Source organism: Aeromicrobium sp. P2_G6, from assembly GCF_056403535.1.
In genome coordinates this window covers 571,180-584,771 of sequence record NZ_JBFUFH010000002.1, presented here as the reverse complement: position 1 = coordinate 584,771, position 13,592 = coordinate 571,180, and the positions used below count along the sequence as shown (strand labels likewise).

The following is a 13,592-nucleotide window of genomic DNA, read 5'->3' as shown; positions in this document are numbered from 1 at the left end:
AGGTATTATGTCTTCCATGGAAAATACTTCGTGGAGCTGGCGGATACCGGCCATCACCGTCGTCGCCCCCGTTGCCTGGGGCAGCACGTACGTCGTCACCGAGAACTTCCTGCCGCCGGACCGGCCGCTGTTCTCCGCCGCGGTCCGCGCCCTGCCGATCGGCCTCGTGATCGTGGCCGCCCGGGGCCAGCTCCCCCGCGGTTCGTGGTGGTGGAAGTCGTTGGTCCTCGGCACGTGCAACATGGGCCTGTTCTTCGCGCTGCTGTTCACCGCGGCATACCGGCTGCCGGGCGGGCTCGCCTCGACCGTGACGGCGATGTCGCCCCTCGCCGTCATGCTGCTGGCTGCGGTGCTGATCCGCGAGCGCGCCACCGTCGCCGGGATCGGCGGCGGGATCGTCGGCGTCGCGGGGGTCGCGCTCCTGGTCCTGCGAGCCGACGCGGCGGTCGACCCGATCGGCCTGCTGGCGGCGATCGGCGCCGTGCTGGTCTCAGGGATCGGCTTCGTCCTGGTCAAGCGCTGGGAGCGCCCGGCCGACCTCATCACGGTCACCGGATGGCAGCTCACTGCCGCCGGCCTCGTGCTCGTGCCGATCGCGCTGATCGTCGAGGGCCGCCCACCGCACGTCGACGCCACGAACATCACGGCGTACGTCTATCTGGGCACGATCGGCACGGGTCTGGCGTACGTCTGCTGGTTCCACGGGCTGAGCCGCATGACTGCCGGCTCCACGGCACTGGTGGGCCTGGTCAACCCCGTCGTCGGCACGGCGCTCGGCGTCGTCGCGATGCACGAGGCGTTCGGCCCGGCCCAGCTGCTCGGGGTCGTGCTGGTGCTGGGCGGCGTGCTTGCCGGCCAGCCGGCGGCCGTCTCAGCGCTCCGCCGCCAGGTCGGCCTCCGGGTTCAGGGCAGGGCGCAGAAGGCCTCGACCTTGTTGGTCGGACCCGACACGATCAGCTCGTCTGACTGCGAGATCGGCGTCTCCGGCCGGGCGTAGGTGAAGTCCTCGCCCCGCGTCTTGACGCCGACGACCGTGATGCCGTACTTCTGGCGCAGCCCCGACTCACCGAGGGTCTTGCCGCATGCCACCTCCGGCGTACGGGTGCGGGCGAGCGCGAACCCGTCGTCGAACTCGATGTAGTCGGTCATCGTGCCGGTCACGAGGTGCGCCACCCGCTTGCCCATGTCGGACTCCGGGCGTACGACGTGGGTTGCCCCGACCCGCTCGAGGATCGCGGCATGCTTGCCGCTGATGGCCTTGGCCCAGATCTCCGCGACGCCGAGGTCCGACAGGCTCAGGACAGTGAGGACACTGGCCTCGATGTCGGTGCCGATGCCGACGACGGCACGACGGAACTGCTCGGCACCGATCTGGCGCAACGCCTCGGTGTCGGTGCTGTCCGCAGAGACGATGTGCGTGAACTCGCCCGCGAACTTCTGGACGATGTCGGGCCGTTCGTCGACGGCCAGCACCTCGTGACCGAGGCGCACGAGCGACTTGGCGACGGACGAGCCGAAGCGCCCCAGACCGATGACGAGGACAGGAGCAGTCGGGGATTCTGCGCTCTTAGCCAATGATCGGTTGCTCCTCGGGAAGGTGATACCTCGGGACGCGCTGTCGAAGGACGAACGCGGACGCAGCCGTAATCGTGCCCACTCTGCCCAGGAACATCAAGACGATCAGCACGATCTGCGCGTCTGCCGGCAGGTCAGGGGTGATGCCGGTGCTCAGACCCACGGTCGCGAACGCCGACGTGCTCTCGAACAGCGCGGCGTCGAACGCGACGTCGGTCATCAGCATGATGAGCAAGGTCGTCACCGAGACGAGCATCACCGCGAGCAGCGCGATCGTCAGTGCGGAGCGGATGACCACCGAGCCGATCGACCGGTTGCCGATCGTGACATCAGGGTCACCGCGCAGCTCGGCGAGGATGACGTACGCGAGCAGGAGGAACGTCGTGATCTTGATGCCGCCGGCCGTGCTCGCGCTGCCGCCGCCGATGAACATCATCACGACGCCGATGTTGAGCGTCTCGGGGCGGACCGAGCCCCAGTCGAAGCTGTTGAGCCCGCCCGACCGCGGCATGATGCCGCCCTCGATGCCCGACACGAGCTTGTGGCCCAACGACAGGTTGCCCAGCGTGTCAGGGTTGCTCCACTCCAGCGCGAGGAACGCGAGTGCGCCGACCACGAGCAGGCCGATCGAGCCCCACACCGTCAGCCGGGTGTGGATCGTCCAGCGGTCGGGCGTGCGCCACTCCTGGAACAGCTCCGCGAGCACGGGGAACCCGATCGCTCCCACGAACACCGCGATGCAGATCGGGATGATGATCAGGCCGTCACCCGCATAGCTCGTGAGGCTGTCGGGGTTGAGCGAGAACCCGGCGTTGTTGAACGCCATGACGGAGTCGAACACCCCGTGCCACAGCGCCGTTGGCAGGTCGTCGAAGTAGTGCGTGCGGTAGCGGGTGGTCAGGACCACGGCGGTCATGGTCTGGAAGAAGATCATCGTGACCGCGACCCGGCGGAACAGCGGGCGCACCTCGCCGAGACTCACCACGTGCATGTCGGCCTGCGCGACCATGCGGGTGCGGAGACCGAGGCGGCCGCCGATGAACAGGCCGAGGACCGTCGCGAGAGCGATGATGCCGAGGCCACCGATCTCGACGAGCGCGAGCATGATGCCCTGCCCCGCGGGCGTCCAGTACGTACCGGTGTCCACGGTGGCCAGGCCGGTGACCGTGACGGCCGATGCCGAGGTGAAGAACGCCGGCATGAATCCCGCCGAGCCCCCGCCTGAATGCGCGAACGGCAGCAGGAGCAGCACGGTGCCAACGACGATCAGCGTGAGGAAGGTCAGCGGCAGCAGACGGACAGGATGCGCAATCGCAGCTGGGATCCGGAGGCTCCGAGGGCGGCGCACGCCATGACGTTACCGCAGAGAACGCCACAGGCACGCGTGATAATTTCATCGGCATGGTCTCGCCCGTTCGTGCTGCTCAGGCCGCATTCCACCGATTGGGCCGGACTGAGGAGCTTCCCGGGTTCCTGCTCTCGGTCGGCTGCCTCTTCATCGCCCTCCTCCTCGCGGTCCTGGGACTCGAGATCGGCGCACTCGCCTTTCTCCTCCTGTCGGTCGTCGGCGAGTTCCCGTTCGAGGTCAGGTCCTCCAGCGCTTCGGAGCTGCTGGACCAGGCGGAGTTCGGCCTGCCGATGCGTTTCGTGCTGAGGGTCCTGGCCGGCCTGGTGGTCGGCGACCAGCTCGACGGCAGCACCGCCGTGCGTACGTTCACCGCGGTCGCCGTCGCGTACGCCCTCGTGCTGGGTGTGCGGGCGTTGCACCAGGAGTATCGGCGGGTCGGGCCGCTCAAGCCCATGGAGACCCGCAACGTCCCCGGATCGCCGCGCATCCACGGTGCTCCGCCGCGCCGCGCGTTCGAGGTCGTCGTGACCCAGCTGCTGGTCCTGGCGCCGGTCCTGTTCGGAGCGCCGTGGTGGGCGGTCCTGCTCGCGGGCGTGGTGGCGGTCACCGTCCTGACCGCGGTCACGATCCCGGACCTCCGTAGGTCGTGGGCGCTTCGGCAGCAGAAGCGTGCGACGGGGTTCACGGCTCCACTGCGCCAGATCCAGGAGTTCCTCGACGACTACCGGCCCGATGTCATCGTGCACCTCAGCGGCCCCGAGGCCGCCGGTTATCAGATCAACACGTGGCTGGAGAGCCTGGAGGCGCTGGATCGCCGGGTTTTCATCGTGCTGCGCGACCACCCGCTGTTCACCCGCCTGGCCTCGACCACGATCCCGACGCTCGAGCTCAAGGATCCCGGCGAGCTGCTGATGCTCGACTTCTCGTCGGCTCGCGTCGCGCTCTACCCCTCCAACACCGGCAACAACATCCACCTGCTGCGGCTGCCGACCCTCATGAGCGCGTTCATCGGGCACGGTGACAGCGACAAGAGCGCGTCCAACAACCCGTTCTCCCGGGCGTACGACGAGCTGTGGGTCGCGGGCGAGGCCGGCGCCGACCGCTACCGCCGCTCGAAGCTCGGGGTGCACGAGGACCAGTACCGCTTCGTGGGCCGGCCCCAGGTGCACGGCATCTCCCGCGAGCCGCGGCTCGGTGACGAGACCGTCCCGACGGTGCTCTATGCGCCGACGTGGGAAGGCGTCAACCACGACCAGGAGTACTCGTCGGTGTCGGCCGTCGGCGTCCGCGTCGTGGAGGCCCTGCTCGCCGCCGAGCCCCCGGTGCGCGTCGTGTTCAAGGCGCACCCGTTCACGGGCCAGCGCGACGCCAAGTACCGCGCCGTCCTGGCCCGCATCGCCGGCCGGCTCGACGACGCCTCGGCTCGTACGGGGGTCGACCACCGGGTCGTCAAGGGCGGCTCGATCAACGAGTGGTTCAACCGCTCGACCGCGCTCGTCACCGACATCTCGAGCGTCGTCAGCGACTTCCTCGCGAGCGAGAAGCCGTACGCCGTGTTCAACCACACCGACAGCGACGACGCGACGTTCCGGGCGGAGTACCCCTCGACGGGCGCAGGCACGACGATCGGGCGGGACGGCCGCGGCATCGCCGAGTTCATCGACGTCGTGACGCAGACGGCGCCCGACGCCCAGGCTCCAGCTCGCGCCAAGCTGGCGACCTATCTGCTCGGCCCTCCCGAGCAGCGCACGCTCGAGGCATTCCGGGCGTCGGTCGACGCGTTCATCGCTCGCTCCGAGGCCGAGCGCGCGGACTACCGCGGCCACTCGTACGCCGTCGAGCCCAGCGACACCGACGAGGAATCGGTTCTGTAGGTCGGAAGGTCTCGATACGCCCCGCTCGCAGAGCTCGCTGGGCTACTCGACCAGCGATGGGAAAGCTGGTCGAGTGATCCCGAGGAACGAGGGATCGTATCGAGACCACGTCCGTTGGCATGCTCGGGTGACGTTAGGGTAGGTGGGTGAATTCGGCTCCTGGGAAGATCGCGATCGCGATCGTGACGTTCAACCGATCGACGTACCTCAAGGAGCTCCTGACCAGCGCAGCAGCGATGGACACCCCGCCGTTCAAGATCGTCGTCGTGGACAACGCCAGCACTGACGACACGCAGGAGGTCCTCGCGGCCGCCGCCAAGGACTTCCCCGCTGATCTTCTCGTCAACCACCGCCTCGACACCAACACGGGTGGCTCCGGTGGGTTCAGCGAGGGGACCAAGGTCGCACTCGAGCTCGGCGCCGACTGGGTGTGGCTGATGGACGACGACGTCGAGATCCTTCCGGACGCGCTGGAGCAGTTCGCGCCGTGGATGCAGCGGTTCAAGGTCATCCACGGACGCCGCTACGACTTCGACGGCACCCCGTTCTACTGGCAGGCAAAGTTCAACGAGTTCCTCGGCGTGCCACTGCCCTACAGCGGCAAGCAGTTCAACCGCGAGGGCTTCGCCGTCACCAACTCCGGCACGTTCGAGGGCATGCTGATCAGCGCCGAGGTGGTCCGCAAGATCGGGTTGCCCGACCCGCGGTTCTTCATCTCGTGGGACGACGCCGCGTACGCCTGGCTGGCCGCGCAGCACACCGACGTCGTCTACGTCGACGCGTTCGTGCTCAAGCGCAAGCGTGAGCAGAAGCAGGTCAACCTCGGCATCCGTCACCTCAACGACGGCAGCCCGCTGTTCCGCTTCCACGTGATCCGCAACCGTGCCTACGTCGGCAAGTACTTCGCCGAGTACGGCAAGCTCAACCGGTTCGGATTCGGCCTCGGCACCGCGCTGACGCTGGCCAAGGAAGTCTTCCGCCTCGTGGTCGTCCAGCACACCCTCAAGGGGCTCAACGACCTGGTGCGGGGATTCCGGGCCAATCGGGCGCTCTGGCGGGACAAGACGTGGCGTCCGATGGATCCCGCGGACGTACCGGCACAATTGACGAATGACCGCTGACCTCCTGATCGTCGGCTCCGGATTCTTCGGGCTGACGATCGCCGACCGGTGTGCGCGTGAGCTCGGCCTGCAGGTGCAGGTCATCGATCGCCGGGACCATATTGGCGGCAACGCCTACACCGAGATCGAGCCCGAGACCGGCATCGAGGTCCACCGCTACGGCGCGCACCTGTTCCACACGTCCAACCAGCGGGTGTGGGACTACGTCAACCAGTTCACCGACTTCACGCCCTACCAGCACCGCGTCTACACGACGTACCGCGACGAGGTCTTCTCGATGCCGATCAACCTCGGCACGATCAACCAGTTCAACCGTTCCGCGTTCTCCCCCGCCGAGGCGCGCGCGTGGGTCGTCGAGCAGGCGTCGATGCTGACCGGTGAGCCGGCCAACTTCGAGGAGAAGGCGATCTCGCTGATCGGGCAGCCGCTCTACGAGGCGTTCATCAAGGGCTACACCGCCAAGCAGTGGCAGACGGACCCGCGCGAGCTCAGCGCCGAGATCATCTCCCGTCTGCCGGTCCGCTACACGTACGACAACCGCTACTTCTCCGACACGTACGAAGGGCTGCCGGTCGACGGCTACACCGCGTGGCTCGAGCGCATGGCCGACCACCCCAACATCACCGTGACACTCGAGGCGGACTTCTTCGACGCGTCACAGCCGCACCACAAGGCGGCCACCGTCGGGCAGGTGCCGATCGTCTACACAGGGCCCGTCGACCGCTACTTCGACTTCGTCCACGGCGACCTGACATGGCGCACGCTCGACTTCGAGACCGAGGTCCTGCCGGTCGGCGACTTCCAGGGCACGACGGTCATGAACTACGCCGACACCGACATCGACTACACCCGCATCCACGAGTTCCGGCACTTCCACCCCGAGCGCGACTACCCGACAGACAAGACCGTCATCATGCGGGAGTTCAGCCGGTTCGCCGAGCACAGCGACGAGCCCTACTATCCGATCAACACGCCGCAGGACCGCGAGCGGCTGCTGGCCTACCGCGAGCTGGCCAAGAACGAGACCGACGTGCTGTTCGGCGGCCGGCTCGGGACGTACCAGTACCTCGACATGCACATGGCGATCGGCTCGGCGCTCAGCATGTACGACAACAAGCTCGCGCCGCACTTCCGCGACGGGAAGGCATTCGCCGATCATGGCCTCTGAGGCGCGCGTCGGGCCGGTCCGCCGCTTCCAGCTGTGGGCCATCGGCCGCCTGCGCCGATCGCGCTTCCTGCCCGTCGGGATGCCCGACAAGCTGACCGACGAGTCGCGGCTCGGCACGCCGTTCTCGCAGCAGGTCATGGTCTACTTCCCCACGCCGCAGGACAGCCTCTACCAGCTGCGTCCCTGGTACCACGCACTGACCGAGCTCGACCGGGTCCACCCCATCGTGTGCGTCTTCAAGGACTCGCGCACCGCCAAGGTCGTACGCCAGGAGACCGGCTTCGACTGCGTGACGCTGGCCCGCTACGGCCAGCTCGACGAGATCTTGTCGATGTCCGAGGTCAAGCTCGCGCTCTACATCAACCACGACCCGGTCAACTTCGAGTCGCTGCGGTTCACGTCACTCGTGCACGTCTATCTCGGCCACGGTGACAGCGACAAGGGTGTCTCGGTGTCCAATCAGGTCAAGGCCTACGACTGGTGCTTCCTTGCCGGCCAGGCGGCGCTCGACCGTACGGCCTCGGCCGTCATGCTCTACGACGCCCCGGCGCGCAGCATCCTGATCGGCCAGCCGCAGCTCGACGGCACCGCTGCGGTCACCGGCTCGCCGTCGCCCGAGGGCCGGCAGACCGTGCTCTACGCGCCCACCTGGGAGGCTTCGCAACCCTCGGTCTCCTACGGGTCGCTCGAGACCCACGGCGAGGCGCTGGTGCGAGCGCTGTCCCCGGCATACCGGGTGATCTACCGGCCCCACCCGCTCAACGGTGTGATCCGGCCGTCGTACGCTGCCGCGGACGCCGTCGTGCGTGGACTTGCCGACCGCGTCGACACCGACGTGACGTTGGAGCAGTCATTCGCTGACGCCGACCTGCTCGTCACGGATGTCTCGGCCGTCACGCTCAACTGGCTGCCCACCGGCAAGCCGCTGCTGGTCACCAAGCCGCTCGTCGCCTATCCGCCGAGCCGCCTGATGGAGGTCGTGCCACAGCTGGCAACGTCAGACGACTTCGCCGCAGTCGTCGCCGAGCACCTGTCGGCCGATCCCACGAAGGCCGAACGCGACGCGCTGGTCGAGTACTACCTCGGTGACCCGACCCCCGGCGCGGCGACCGCCCGCTTCATCGCGGCCTGCGACGAGGTCATGGCCATCCGCGACCGCGAGTGGGACGCCGCCAAGGCACGCGGCGCCAACGGGACGTAGGTCGTGTCAGCACGCGAGCGCCTCGGATCGCGGGTCACTCCCCTCGTTGCGATCTCGACGTCGGTGGTGGCGCTGATCGCGGCGCGTCTCGTGATGTTCGGCACCTATGTCGGGGGCGACGAGGCCGGGTTCCTCATGGTTGGCAAGGACTGGCACCACGGCACGTCGCTCTACGGTGACTACTGGGTCGACCGACCTCCGCTGCTGCTGTGGGTCACGGGGCAGATCGGCGACGTCACGGCGCTGCGGGTAGTCGGGCTGGCCGCGTCGATCCTGACGCTGCTGGGTGTCGCCTGGGCCGCGCAGCTGGCTCGTGGCGCCGACGCCGCGCGTTGGGCAGCCGGTGCCGCGGCGTTGTTCGGCGCCGCACAGTGGCTCGGCGTTGCCCGCGTCAACGGCGAGATGCTCGCCGCGCCGTTCGTGGCGTGGAGCATCGCCCTGACGCTCCACGCGGTCCTGCGTACGCAATGGCGCGTCCCTGCTGCCCTCGCCGCCGGTGTGCTGGCGATGTGTGCCCTGTCGATCAAGCAGAGCGTCATCGAGGCATTCGTCTTCGCAGTCGCGCTCTCCCTTGCCATGGCGGTCCAGCGCCCGGAGTCGCGTCGCATCGTCGTACGCGTACTGGCCTGGGGCGCGCTGGGCGGCGTCGTGACCGCGGTGGTCATGCTCCTCGGCGCCGACGCTCGCGGGACCTCGCCGTCCGACCTGTTCGACGCGGTCATCCGGTTCCGGGCCGAGGCGGGCGAGGTGATCCGGTCGTCGGCGAGCGGTGCCACCCCTTTGCGGCTGCTTGTCATGATGGGCACGTGGACAGTGAGCGGTCTGGGTGCAGCGACTGTCCTCGCCGCATGGCATGGGGTCCGGCGCAAGGAACCCCTGCTGCTGGCCACCGCCGCGACGCTCCTGTGCAGTCTCGTCATCGCCCTGTTCGGCGGCAGCTACTGGGCGCACTACCTGATCCAGATGGTGCCCGCTGCGAGCCTCGCGATCGGGCTCCTCGTCCGCCGCGTCCCGCTGCGCCTGATGCGACGCCTTGCCGTGGCCACGGTCGCGGTGACGCTGGCCAACCTGGTGTTCTCCGTGGGCTTCGAGCCCGACGACAACGGACAGCAGCACACCGTCGGCATCTGGCTCCGCGAGGCACGACAGCCCGCGGACACCGGGGTCGTCACGTTCGGCCAGCCCAACATCCTCTACGAGGCCGAGATGCCCAGCCCTTACAAGTACCTCTGGAGCCTGCCGGTACGCACCCGCGACTCGCACCTCCGCGACCTGTCGGCCGTCATGGCCTCGCCGCAGAGGCCGACCTGGGTCGTCAACTGGTCGGGCCTCAACTCATGGGGCGTGGAGCCCGGACGTATGGGAGACCTGCTCCGTGACAGCTATCGCAAGGTGGCGACGATCTGCGGGAGGTCGATCTGGTTGCTGACGACCGACAACCGTACGTTGCCCGCCATCCCGAAGGTGTGCCCATGACGGCGCGAACCGACCAGCTGTCCAGGACGTCCTGGCAGTGGCGCGGCCCGGCCCTCGGCGCGTACGCCATCGGGTTGGGCGTGTGGATCGTGCTGATCGGGGTGCCGACCGATCCCTTCCAGATGTTCGCGTGGCTGTGGCTCGCCACGATCGCGTGGAACATCCAGGCGCCGGCCCGGTCGCACCTGGCGTTCGTGCGCGACTGGTGGCTGATCTTCGCCGGCCTGATCCTCTATCTCTACAGCCGCGGGCTGTCCGACAACCTGCTGCCCGTCTCGGTGCACTGGACGTTCCCGATCCGGGTCGACGAGTGGCTCGGCGGCGGCGAGCTGCCGACCGCGCGCCTCCAGGACGCGTGGTGCGCCGCACCGTGCACCAGCTCGACGGACCCGCGCTGGTACGACGCCGTCCTCACAACCGTCTACTTCTCGCACTTCGTGACCGGGCTGACGATCGCGGTCGTCCTGTGGCTGCGCAACCGGGAGTCCTGGATCCCGTGGATGCGCCGCTACCTCGTCATCAACTACGCGGCACTGGTCGTCTACATCCTCTATCCGATGGCTCCGCCATGGCTGGCCTCCAAGCAGGGCTACGTCCCCGAGCACATCCCCCGGCTCACCGGCCGCGGGTGGGACGACCTCGGGCTCGGCGGCTTCCACATCCTGCTGGCCAAGGTGGGCAACCCGGTGGCGGCGATGCCGTCGCTCCACGGCGGTCTCGCGATGCTCGTCGCGCTCTACGCGATCACCCGCCTGCGCAGCCCATGGCGCTGGTTGCTGATCGCCTATCCACTGCTCATGGGCCTCGCCCTGGTCTACGCGGGCGAGCACTACGTCGTCGACATCGTCGCCGGCTGGGTCCTCGCCGCTGTCGTCATGATCGGCTGCGGCTGGTGGGAGCGAGCCCATCCGCGTTCGCCGGTGGAAACCTGAACCCGAAGGACATCAGCCTCGGGCTGCCCTCAGCGTGACGGATCTTCATGCGTTCGCGCCGCCCGCGCACCACAAACGCATGGATATCGGTCCTGACGGTCACCGATCAGGCCGGATATCCATGCGTTCGCGACGTTGGAGCGACGTAAACGCAGGAAGATCCGTCACCGCCTCACATCTCCGGCGCGTCCCATTCGCTGAAGTCGCCCAGGCGTCGCGGGAAGAAGGTGGCCAGCGCGGCACCGACGGTCCACCAGCCGCGATGCACCAGCGCACGGCACAGCGCCGGTTCGAGCTTGTCGAACACAGTCGGCACCAAGGCAAGGTCACGGCCGTCGTACGTACGCTCCTCCGGAAAGCGAGCGCGCCACGCCCGCAGCGGCGCCGGTCCAGGGTCCGGCAGCGCCGTGACCAGGCCGGTCAGCACTCCCCGACGCCCGTCCGGCGGCAGCGGGCCCGCACCGGCCTTCCGCCCCCGCTGGAACTGCGCGACGAGGCTCGTGGTCCGCAGCGCGACGCTCTGCCGATAGAGCAGCGAGTTGGCGCGCGCGAGGTCACGGATGACGGGCACCCGCCCGTACGCGCCGGGGCGCAGCAGCCCGCCCGCGTTGAGCGCGACGAGGAAGACGTCCCGGTACGCCTTGTCGTCGAGCGCCTGCAGGCCCGTGTTGTCGTACGTCCCGCCGTCCATCAGCACCGGATCGTGATCGGCGCCAGGGAAATTCGGCGACTTGAGCACGACCGGCGCGAACGCCCCTGGCACCGCAGCCGAGGCAGCCACCGCCGTGCTGAGCCGCAACCCGGTCCCGGCGGTCGGCACGTGCCCGATCGTGTAGTCGCCGACCATGTCGCGCTCGAACCCGAAGCGGACACCCGTCGTCAGGTTCGCCGCATTGACGATCCAGCGCACCCCTCGGTCGAGCTGCTCGAGCTCGACCCCGTCGAACCACCACTCGTCGAAGCGCCGTGCCAACAGGTCGGTACGTGTCGATGGCCCCAGGGTGCGCCAGATCCCGCGCACCAGCGACCACTTGAGCGACTGGGACGAGATCCGCGCGACGAACGGATCGATGAGGTGCTCCTGCACGGCGGCACCCGTGAAGCCCGCCTCACGCAGTGCCGGCCAGCGGGACGCCAGCAGGCCGTTGGCCAGCGATCCGCCTGACACCGACGAGACATACCGCAGATCGACGAGCAGGCCGGCGTCCGCGAGGAGCCGGATCGCGCCGAGGCCCGCGAGCGTCGCCCGGAACCCGCCGCCGGAGATCGTGAGCGCGACCGGCGCAGCAGATCGCGGCGGCTTGCGCGGCGGTTTGTCACCGCGGAACCGCGTGGGTTGGAGCCCAGTGCCGACTGCCGGGGAGTCGACGACCCATTGATCGGGATCCTCGAGCTCCTCCATCTGGACACCCTCTCACCGGGCGGCAGCGGCGTCGAGCCTCCTGAGCGGCCTAGGAGCCTCCGCCGACCGCGGCCGGACCGTCCTCGCGCCGGATGTCGATGATGTGCCCGGTCTGCTGGGCCAGCAGGACGTCGAGCGACTGCCGCGCGACCTCCATCGAGCTCAGCAGCGTGCCCTCGGGCTCCTCGCCGAACGCCTTGGTGCGCATCGGCGTGCCCGTACGTTCGGGGTTGACGCAGTTGACCCGCACCTCACCGGCCCACTCGTCAGCCAGCGCCTGGGTCAGGTTGACGACGGCAGCCTTGGCCGACGAATAGAGCGAGTAGCCACCGCGTCCCCGCGTGTAGGACGACGACGTGAACAGCAGCAGCGAGCCCGACGACCGTGCGAGGTGCGGATAGAACTCCTGCGCGATGAAGATCGGCGCGAGGTAGTTGATCTCGGTGGCCGCGAAGATCGTTTCCTCGGACGTGTCCGCGAGGTCCTCGATGACGAGCACTCCGGCGGTGTTGACCACGAAGTCGATCGAGTCGGACTCCTTGAGCACCACCGCGGCCGCCGCGGCGATGTCCTCGCGGCGATCGACGTGGGTGTTGGTCGACGAGCGCGAGAACGAGTGCACCGTTGCGCCGAACCCGCGTGCGAGCTCCGCGATGTCGCCGCCGATGCCGTACGAACCGCCGAACACGACCATGGTCTTGCCCTCGAGCGCGGCACGGTACTGCTGGTCGGTCAGCTGGTCCGGCGTGTCGGCCGAGTGCAGCTGGAAGAGCTTGTCGGCGATGTAGACGTCGATCGGCTCGGTGACCTTCATGTTGCGCTCGTGCCCGGTGACGACCGCGATCGGCACCTCGGGCAGGTAGCGCAGCACGACGGTGCAGTCGTCGGTCGCGGTGAAGTCAGGATCCTGCCACGCCAGGTCGTATGCCTTGCGGATCACCGAGAGGCGGAACGCCTGCGGGGTCTGGCCGCGACGGAGCAGGTGACGCGGGAGCACGTCCGAGATCGTGTGGACCTCGTCGGGGGTGTCGTGCACCTGCACGACCGTGTCCGCGGACGGGATCGCGGTGTCGACCGCCTCGTGGGTCGCCAGCGCGGCGACGACGTCGCCGATGATGGTCTGCGACACGAGCGGGCGCACGGCGTCGTGGAACAGGACGTTGCACTCCTCCGACCCCAGCGCCTCGAGCGCACGGCTCGTCGACTCGTTGCGGGTCTCGCCGCCCTCGACGATCTGGGTGACCTTGTCGTAGCCGCCGTTGTGCACGATCGCGCGCACCGGGTCGAGGTGACCCGGGGCCATCAGGATCACGATCTCGTCGACCAGCGAGGACGCCTGGAACGCCGCGATGGTGTGCTCGATGATCGTCTTGCCGGCGATCTTGATGAGCTGCTTGGGGATCGACAGGCCGACCCTCGTGCCGGTGCCACCGGCCAGGACGACGGCCACATTGCGGAGTTCAGTCACCCGACGAGGTTACCGTCAGCGCACCGG

11 protein-coding genes are annotated in these 13,592 nt (G+C 68.5%); 7 read left to right on the top strand and 4 right to left on the bottom strand.

Going from position 1 to position 13,592, the window contains the following annotated elements; genetic code table 11:
* Positions 1 to 16: 16 nt before the first annotated feature.
* Positions 17 to 997 (top strand): EamA family transporter, encoded by a 981-nt coding sequence (locus tag AC1DVU_RS09370; RefSeq protein ID WP_476922165.1) that lies wholly within the window; start codon positions 17 to 19, stop codon positions 995 to 997.
* On the opposite strand, the gene AC1DVU_RS09365 is transcribed toward AC1DVU_RS09370, so the two are convergent.
* Together AC1DVU_RS09365 and AC1DVU_RS09360 are read right to left on the bottom strand one after the other, a co-directional pair.
* Positions 904 to 1,575 carry a potassium channel family protein gene (locus AC1DVU_RS09365; RefSeq protein WP_476922164.1) on the bottom strand — a complete coding sequence of 224 codons (672 nt, stop codon included), beginning with the start codon at positions 1,573 to 1,575 and terminating at the stop codon, positions 904 to 906. The genes AC1DVU_RS09370 and AC1DVU_RS09365 overlap by 94 nt on opposite strands.
* Complete coding sequence (locus tag AC1DVU_RS09360; protein ID WP_476922163.1) at positions 1,568 to 2,923, bottom strand: TrkH family potassium uptake protein; 1,356 nt, start codon at positions 2,921 to 2,923, stop codon at positions 1,568 to 1,570. Before AC1DVU_RS09360 ends, AC1DVU_RS09365 begins: the two co-directional genes overlap by 8 nt.
* A gap of 53 nt (positions 2,924 to 2,976) precedes the next feature.
* Between AC1DVU_RS09360 and AC1DVU_RS09355 the strand changes: the two genes are divergently transcribed.
* The 6 genes from AC1DVU_RS09355 (at position 2,977) to AC1DVU_RS09330 (ending at position 10,695) form a co-directional block, all read left to right on the top strand.
* Positions 2,977 to 4,797, top strand: coding sequence for a CDP-glycerol glycerophosphotransferase family protein (locus tag AC1DVU_RS09355; RefSeq protein WP_476922162.1), 1,821 nt, complete (start codon positions 2,977 to 2,979; stop codon positions 4,795 to 4,797).
* Positions 4,798 to 4,943: 146 nt separating this feature from the next.
* Entirely contained in the window at positions 4,944 to 5,918 is a 975-nt protein-coding gene (locus AC1DVU_RS09350; protein ID WP_476922161.1) for a glycosyltransferase family 2 protein, read from the top strand.
* Positions 5,908 to 7,086 (top strand): UDP-galactopyranose mutase, encoded by a 1,179-nt coding sequence (glf, locus tag AC1DVU_RS09345; RefSeq protein WP_476922160.1) that lies wholly within the window; start codon positions 5,908 to 5,910, stop codon positions 7,084 to 7,086. The genes AC1DVU_RS09350 and glf overlap by 11 nt, the downstream gene beginning before the upstream one ends.
* Positions 7,076 to 8,287, top strand: coding sequence for a CDP-glycerol glycerophosphotransferase family protein (locus tag AC1DVU_RS09340; RefSeq protein ID WP_476922159.1), 1,212 nt, complete (start codon positions 7,076 to 7,078; stop codon positions 8,285 to 8,287). The genes glf and AC1DVU_RS09340 overlap by 11 nt, the downstream gene beginning before the upstream one ends.
* Positions 8,288 to 8,290: 3 nt before the next feature.
* Entirely contained in the window at positions 8,291 to 9,763 is a 1,473-nt protein-coding gene (locus AC1DVU_RS09335) for a hypothetical protein (protein WP_476922158.1), read from the top strand.
* Entirely contained in the window at positions 9,760 to 10,695 is a 936-nt protein-coding gene (locus AC1DVU_RS09330; protein ID WP_476922157.1) for a phosphatase PAP2 family protein, read from the top strand. The genes AC1DVU_RS09335 and AC1DVU_RS09330 overlap by 4 nt, the downstream gene beginning before the upstream one ends.
* A gap of 172 nt (positions 10,696 to 10,867) precedes the next feature.
* On the opposite strand, the gene AC1DVU_RS09325 is transcribed toward AC1DVU_RS09330, so the two are convergent.
* Complete coding sequence (locus tag AC1DVU_RS09325; protein WP_476922156.1) at positions 10,868 to 12,097, bottom strand: patatin-like phospholipase family protein; 1,230 nt, start codon at positions 12,095 to 12,097, stop codon at positions 10,868 to 10,870.
* A gap of 49 nt (positions 12,098 to 12,146) precedes the next feature.
* Positions 12,147 to 13,565 (bottom strand): SDR family NAD(P)-dependent oxidoreductase, encoded by a 1,419-nt coding sequence (locus AC1DVU_RS09320; protein ID WP_476922155.1) that lies wholly within the window; start codon positions 13,563 to 13,565, stop codon positions 12,147 to 12,149.
* Positions 13,566 to 13,592: the final 27 nt, after the last annotated feature.

Bases quoted from the DNA above. Each gene is read 5' to 3' on its own strand.
- AC1DVU_RS09370 (WP_476922165.1), top strand. From the start codon at position 17: ATGGAAAATACTTCGTGGAGCTGGCGGATACCGGCCATCACCGTCGTC.
- AC1DVU_RS09355 (WP_476922162.1), top strand. From the start codon at position 2,977: ATGGTCTCGCCCGTTCGTGCTGCTCAGGCCGCATTCCACCGATTGGGC.
- glf (WP_476922160.1), top strand. From the start codon at position 5,908: ATGACCGCTGACCTCCTGATCGTCGGCTCCGGATTCTTCGGGCTGACG.
- AC1DVU_RS09340 (WP_476922159.1), top strand. From the start codon at position 7,076: ATGGCCTCTGAGGCGCGCGTCGGGCCGGTCCGCCGCTTCCAGCTGTGG.
- AC1DVU_RS09330 (WP_476922157.1), top strand. From the start codon at position 9,760: ATGACGGCGCGAACCGACCAGCTGTCCAGGACGTCCTGGCAGTGGCGC.
- AC1DVU_RS09325 (WP_476922156.1), bottom strand. From the start codon at position 12,097: ATGGAGGAGCTCGAGGATCCCGATCAATGGGTCGTCGACTCCCCGGCA.